We start from the raw sequence: 5,891 nt of genomic DNA, 5'->3' as shown, positions 1-5,891 counted from the left end.
ACCGCGCCTCACGGACCGGACGGCTCGGGGTCGCGAAGCCCGTCGGCGGCGACGCCGGTGCCCTCGCTCAGGGTCGTGAGAGCTTCGGCCAGACGCGTGGCGAGGTACGCGTGCCCGTTGGTGGACGGGTGCTCGCGGCCGATGCCGGTGTCGATGACGGCCGCGTAGTTCTCGGTCGTGATCCAGTCCTCGCCGATGGGCGAGACGTACCACCAGCCGCGTTCCGCGGCGAGGGTGGCGAGGTCGGCGTCGATGCGCGCCGTGGCCGCCTCCACCGGCAGGACCTGCGGCGCCGGTCCGAGAATGACGACGGATGCCTCGGGATACCGCGCGGCAAGCGCGTCCCACGCCGCGGTCACGGCCTCCCGGTACCCCGTCGGCGCAAGACGTCGGTCGTTGATCGAGCCTTCGACGATCACGAGGTCGGGATCGAGTGCGGGGTCCAGGGCGGAGATGCGCTCGCCGTAGGCACCACCGTCGAGGCCCGGCTTGAGGTAGCCGCTCCCGCGCACGCCGTCGACCGTCGTCTCCCAGCCGAGGCGCTGACCGATCACGTAGGCGTACCCGAGCGTGGGCAGCGACGCGGCCGAGCCGTACGTCCAGGAGTCGCCGAAGATCAGCACCCGCGGCTGCTCGGGCAGCGCGAGCAGCGCCGGCGCGGCCGCTGCTGCGGCGACCGTGCCCTCGTCGGTGGCCACGACCGCGCTCGGCGGAGCCGACCACGATCGAAGGGCGGCCACCGCGCACACCGCGGCGATCGCCACGGCGACCACCGCCAGAACCCAGAGACTGCGCGTGCGACGAGAGCTCGCGGGCGCGGTCGTCGGGGCGGTCACGTTGCGAGGGTAAACGATGATCCTCCGGGCGCCGAATCAATGCCAGGACGGTCGTTTCGAGGCCGCCCACGTGGTTGCGGAAACGTCGTTCGCGGCGTCGGAGCGAGCGCCGACCGAGGTGCGCGAAGATCGAGTTCTGGCGCACGCGCGAAGCACCCGATCCGGCGTGCGAGGATACTTCGGTGCAACGCGTCGTGACCGCCGAACTGGACCTCGAATTGGGGTCGTCCGTGGACCTCATCTTCCAGGTCGCGGCTGCTCAGCATGTGCCCGTGGTGAGCGAGGAATTGACCTTCACGCAGGGCGAGCGGGTGTACACGCCGACCGAGATCGTCGACCAGTCCGGCAGCCGTCTGCACCGGCTCACCGGCGAGGCCGGTCGACTCGAAGTCCGGTACGAGGCGACGGTCGACGGTCAGACCTCCAGCGGGCGCACGAGCGACCTCGAGGCGATCACCTATCTGCGGCCCAGCCGGTACTGCCAGTCGGACGAGGTGTTCGGTCAGGCCCGCCGGCAGTTCCGCGGACTGCAGGGGCTCGATCTGATCGCCGCGGTCTCCGAATTCGTGGCCACCAGCACCACCTACACGCCCGGGCTCAGCCAGGGAACCGACAGCGCCGTCACGACCCTCATGACGGGGCAGGGCGTGTGCCGCGACTACGCGCACGTCGTGATCTCGCTCCTGCGGGCGATGGACATGCCGGCGCGATACGCCGCGTGCTTCGCGCCGGGCCTGCAGCCGATGGATTTCCACGCTGTCGCCGAGGCGTACCACGACGGCGCCTGGTACGTCATCGACGCGACGCGGCTTGCCAACCGCCGTTCACTCGTGCGCATCGCGACCGGCCGGGATGCCGCGGACTGCGCGTTCCTGAGCTACCACGGCGGTCCGGTGAGCCTGTCTCACATGAGGGTCGATGCGTGGGTCATCCCCGACGCGGCGTCCGCAGAGGGATTCGAGGGCGAGGGCCGGCCCGACTCGCTCGAGCGCTCGCTCCCACTCGGGGCGACGGCATCCGATCCCGCATCGGACGACTTCACCACCCTCGTGCAGCTCGCCTGACGGCGGAGGCTCCCAGGCGCGCAAACGTAGACTGGTGCGGCCATGAACCCCGCCGAACTCTCCGCCGCCCTGCTCGCCGTTGTGACTCCGCTCGCCGAGGCGCGACGCGAGGGATCGGCGGCGGGGTTGACGGCATCCGCTCTGCCGTTGGAACGGCCGAAGAACCGCGACCACGGCGATTGGGCCTCCAACGCCGCGCTCAAGCTCGCAAAGGTCGTCGGCGCAAATCCGCGCGAGCTGGCCACCGAGATCGCCGCCGGACTCGCGCTGACGCCGGGCATCGCGAGCGTAGAGGTCGCCGGGCCCGGCTTCATCAACATCCGACTGGATGCCGCGGCCGCGGGTGCGCTTGCGAAGACCATCGTCGACGCCGGTGCAGCGTTCGGCACGAACGAATCGCAGCGCGGGAGGACGATCAACGTCGAGTTCGTCAGCGCGAACCCCACCGGCCCGCTGCACATCGGCCACACACGGTGGGCCGCGCTGGGCGACTCGATCGCACGCCTGCTCCTTGCCAGCGGCGCGACCGTCGCCCGCGAGTTCTACATCAACGACGCAGGTGTGCAGATGGACCGCTTCGGCGGATCGGTGCTCGCTGCTGCCAAGGGCGAGCCGACGCCCGAGGGCGGTTACGCCGGCGTCTACATCGACGATCTCGCCCGTCGCGTCCTGGAGACCCGGCCGGACCTGCTGGACCTGGACCCGGATGAGCAGCTCGTCACGGCGCGCGACCTCGCGTACGGCTTCCAGCTCGGCGAGCAGCAGGCGTCCCTGGCGAAGTTCCACGTGACCTTCGACGTCTGGTTCTCGGAGCGCACGCTGCACGCGGACGGCGCGAACGGCGAGCCCAGCCTCGTCGACGAGGCAGTCGAGCGGCTGCGCGCGCAGGGCCACGTCTTCGACGACGACGGCGCCGTGTGGGTGCGCACCACGGACTTCGGCGACGACAAGGATCGCGTCATCCGTCGCTCCAACGGCGAGTACACCTACTTCGCGGCGGACGCCGCCTACTACCTGAACAAGGGCGACCGGGGCTACGCGCACAAGATCTACCTGCTCGGCGCAGATCACCACGGCTACGTGCACCGTCTCAAGGCATTGGCAGGCGCCGCGGGCGACGACCCGGAGAAGGACGTCGAGGTGCTCATCGGGCAGCTCGTGTCGGTCAACGGCGCTCGCCTGTCCAAACGCGCAGGCAACATCATCGAGATGGACGACCTGCGCGAGTGGCTCGGCACCGACGCGCTGCGCTATTCGCTCGGCCGCTACCCCGCAGACTCTCCGCTCACGCTCGACCCCGAGCTGCTGCGCAAGCGGACCAACGACAACCCCGTCTTCTACGTGCAGTACGCACACGCCCGCACCCACAACGTCGCCCGCAACGCCGTCACCTCGGGCGTCGACCGCAGCGAATTCGCACCCGAGCTGCTCGATCACGAGACGGAGTCGGCGCTGCTGGGTGCGCTGCAGGAGTTCCCGCGCATCGTCGCGTTCGCGGCGGAGGTGCGCGAGCCGCACCGCGTCGCGCGGTACCTCGAGGAGCTCGCCGGGCTGTACCACCGGTGGTACGACAACTGCCGCGTCATCCCGCTGGGTGACGAGCCGGTCGGCGGCGTGCACCGCACGCGGCTCTGGCTGAACGACGCGACCGGCCAGGTGCTTCGGAACGGGCTCGACCTCCTCGGCGTGGACGCGCCCGAACGGATGTAGGACGCGATGACGACCGGCGACACGCAACCGACGACGCCGCTGCCTCCGTGGACGTACTCCGAGACACCGCCGAAGCGGCGGCGACGCGTGTGGCCCTGGATCCTCGCTCTGGTCATCGTTCTCGGCCTCGCCGTCGCGGCGTGGTTCGCCGGGGAGTTGATCGCGCGCGACATCGTCACCAAGACGATCCGCGAGCAGGTCATCACGCAGCTGTCGCTGCCGGCCGACCAGGACATCGACGTGGTCGTGGAGGGCACCGTCCTGCCGCAGCTGATCGTCGGCACCCTCGAGGACGTGACCGTCTCCTCCGATGACGTGAAGCTCGGTGCGCTCGTCGGCGACGTGACCGTGCACGCGCAGGACATCGCGATCCGGGGCGAGGGCACGGCCGGCGCCGCCTCGGCGACCGTCGTCCTCGATCCGCAGCAGCTGCGGACGCTCCTGTCGACGATCGAGGACTTCCCCGCCGATTCCGTCGATCTCGCGGAGCCGAATGTGACGATGGCGACCGAGCTCAGGCTCTTCGGCGTCGAGCTGCCGGTCGGGGTCGCCCTGACGCCGACGGCAGTGGACGGCGACATCGTGCTGACGCCCGCCGCACTGCAGGTCGCAGGCAACGAGGTGACCGCCGACGCCCTGCGCGACCAGTTCGGCGGGTTCGCCGATGCGGTGCTGCGGGACTGGACGATCTGCATCGCCGAGTACGTACCTGCCGGCGTGGAGCTGTCCGACATCAAAGTGACGGGCGACCAGGTGGTCGCCGATCTGGCCATCGACGGTGCGATCGTCAGCGACACCTCGCTTCAGGAGCTCGGAGTGTGCGAGTAGCGATCACCGAGACGCGGCGCGGCATACGGCGTGCCCTAGACTTCTGGGAACCGCCCGGCGCGTGAGTCCACCGCTGCCGCGGCACACCCGCAAAAGCCCGGCCCCCCGCCCGCAGCAGTCGCGCCGAAGCACCCTTTCCACGATTGGTCCGAGTTGTCCGTCTCCACCTCGCTCGCTCCGGATTGGCTCCTGCCTCCGGGCGATGCGAATGACCTCGCCGGCGGCGTGTGGCCGGCGTCCGCGCAACGCGACGACGAAGGCGTGCTGAGCATCGCCGGCGTGCCGGCGACCGATCTGCGGGAGAGCTTCGGCACACCGCTGTACGTCGTCGACGAAGGCGAGGTGCGCGCACACGCGCGCCGGACGCTCGAGGCGTTCCGCTCGGCTGTGGAGCCGTACGGCGTGCACTCGCGGGTGTACTACGCAGGCAAGGCCTTCCTGTGCGCCGAAGTCGTGCGCTGGGTGACTGGCGAGGGCCTCGCGGTCGACGTGTGCTCGGGCGGCGAGCTCGCCGTCGCGTTGGCCGCGGGAGCCGACCCCGCCCGACTCGGGTTCCACGGCAACAACAAGAGTGTCGCCGAGCTGGAGCGGGCGGTCGAGGTCGGGATCGGGTCGATCGTCCTGGACAGCTGGATCGAGCTCGAACGGCTCGCGGCCATCGTCGAGCTCCGCGGCGCGGACGACGAGGCTCCGCAGGCGGTCCTCGTCCGCGTCAACAGCGGCGTGCACGCCGAGACGCACGATTTCCTCGCCACGGCGCACGAAGACCAGAAATTCGGCTTCGCCCTCGAGGATGCCGCGGCGGTCGTCGCCCGCATCCGCGAGCTGCCGGGACTCTTCTTCGCCGGCCTGCACTGCCACATCGGCTCTCAGATCTTCGGGACGGCCGGCTTCCAGGAGTCCGCCGGCCGGCTCGTCGAGGTGCACGCCGCGCTGCTGGAGGGCGGCGACATCCCCGTGCTGAACCTCGGCGGCGGGTTCGGGATCGCGTACACCTCCGCCGACGACCCGACGCCGATCGAGGCCCTCGCGTCGGGCATCGCCGACGCGGTGGCGCGCGAGTGCGAGGTGCGCGGCATCCCGATGCCGAATCTCGCGTTCGAGCCCGGCCGCGCCATCGTCGGACAGGCCGGTGTGACGCTGTACGAAGTCGGCACCACGAAGCCCGTCGAGATCGCCGTCGGAGTCCAGCGCCTGTACGTGAGCGTCGACGGCGGGATGAGCGACAACGCCCGGCCTGCTCTGTACGGTGCGGACTTCAGCGCACGCATCGCTTCACGGCGCAGCGCCGCGGCACCCGCGCTGGTTCGCGTCGTGGGAAAGCACTGCGAATCGGGAGACATCGTCGTCGACGCGGAGTACCTGCCCGGCGACATCGTGCCCGGCGATCTGCTCGCAGTGCCCGCCACCGGCGCCTACTGCTTCTCGCTCGCGAGCAACTACAACTACGTGC

Annotated in this window: 5 protein-coding genes; 4 read left to right on the top strand and 1 reads right to left on the bottom strand. The window is 70.4% G+C overall.

The annotated features are described in order from the left end of the window. Positions 1–8: 8 nt before the first annotated feature. Positions 9–836, bottom strand: a complete 828-nt coding sequence (locus VFX99_RS10320; RefSeq protein ID WP_329666208.1) for an SGNH/GDSL hydrolase family protein — start codon at positions 834–836, stop codon at positions 9–11. 182 nt (positions 837–1,018) lie between these two features. Between VFX99_RS10320 and VFX99_RS10315 the strand changes: the two genes are divergently transcribed. From VFX99_RS10315 to lysA, 4 genes are all read left to right on the top strand, one after another. Continuing rightward, positions 1,019–1,900, top strand: a complete 882-nt coding sequence (locus VFX99_RS10315; protein WP_329666207.1) for a transglutaminase family protein — start codon at positions 1,019–1,021, stop codon at positions 1,898–1,900. A gap of 42 nt (positions 1,901–1,942) precedes the next feature. Beyond that, a complete protein-coding gene (locus VFX99_RS10310; RefSeq protein ID WP_329666206.1) occupies positions 1,943–3,610 on the top strand; it encodes an arginine--tRNA ligase in 1,668 nt (555 codons plus the stop codon). Between the two features lie 6 nt (positions 3,611–3,616). Further along, a complete protein-coding gene (locus VFX99_RS10305) occupies positions 3,617–4,438 on the top strand; it encodes a DUF2993 domain-containing protein (protein WP_329666205.1) in 822 nt (273 codons plus the stop codon). Between the two features lie 153 nt (positions 4,439–4,591). Further along, a partial coding sequence (gene lysA, locus VFX99_RS10300) for a diaminopimelate decarboxylase (protein ID WP_329666204.1) occupies positions 4,592–5,891 on the top strand: 1,300 nt, incomplete at its 3' end.

Source organism: Microbacterium sp. (genome assembly GCF_036277215.1).
Taxonomy (GTDB): Bacteria; Actinomycetota; Actinomycetes; order Actinomycetales; family Microbacteriaceae; genus Microbacterium.
Note: the sequence above shows the minus strand (reverse complement) of the source record. Positions and strands in the feature narration are given on the sequence as shown.

What these genes read in the sequence shown, in the direction of transcription:
- VFX99_RS10305 (WP_329666205.1), top strand. Translation starts at nt 3,617, where the DNA reads ATGACGACCGGCGACACGCAACCGACGACGCCGCTGCCTCCGTGGACG.
- VFX99_RS10310 (WP_329666206.1), top strand. Translation starts at nt 1,943, where the DNA reads ATGAACCCCGCCGAACTCTCCGCCGCCCTGCTCGCCGTTGTGACTCCG.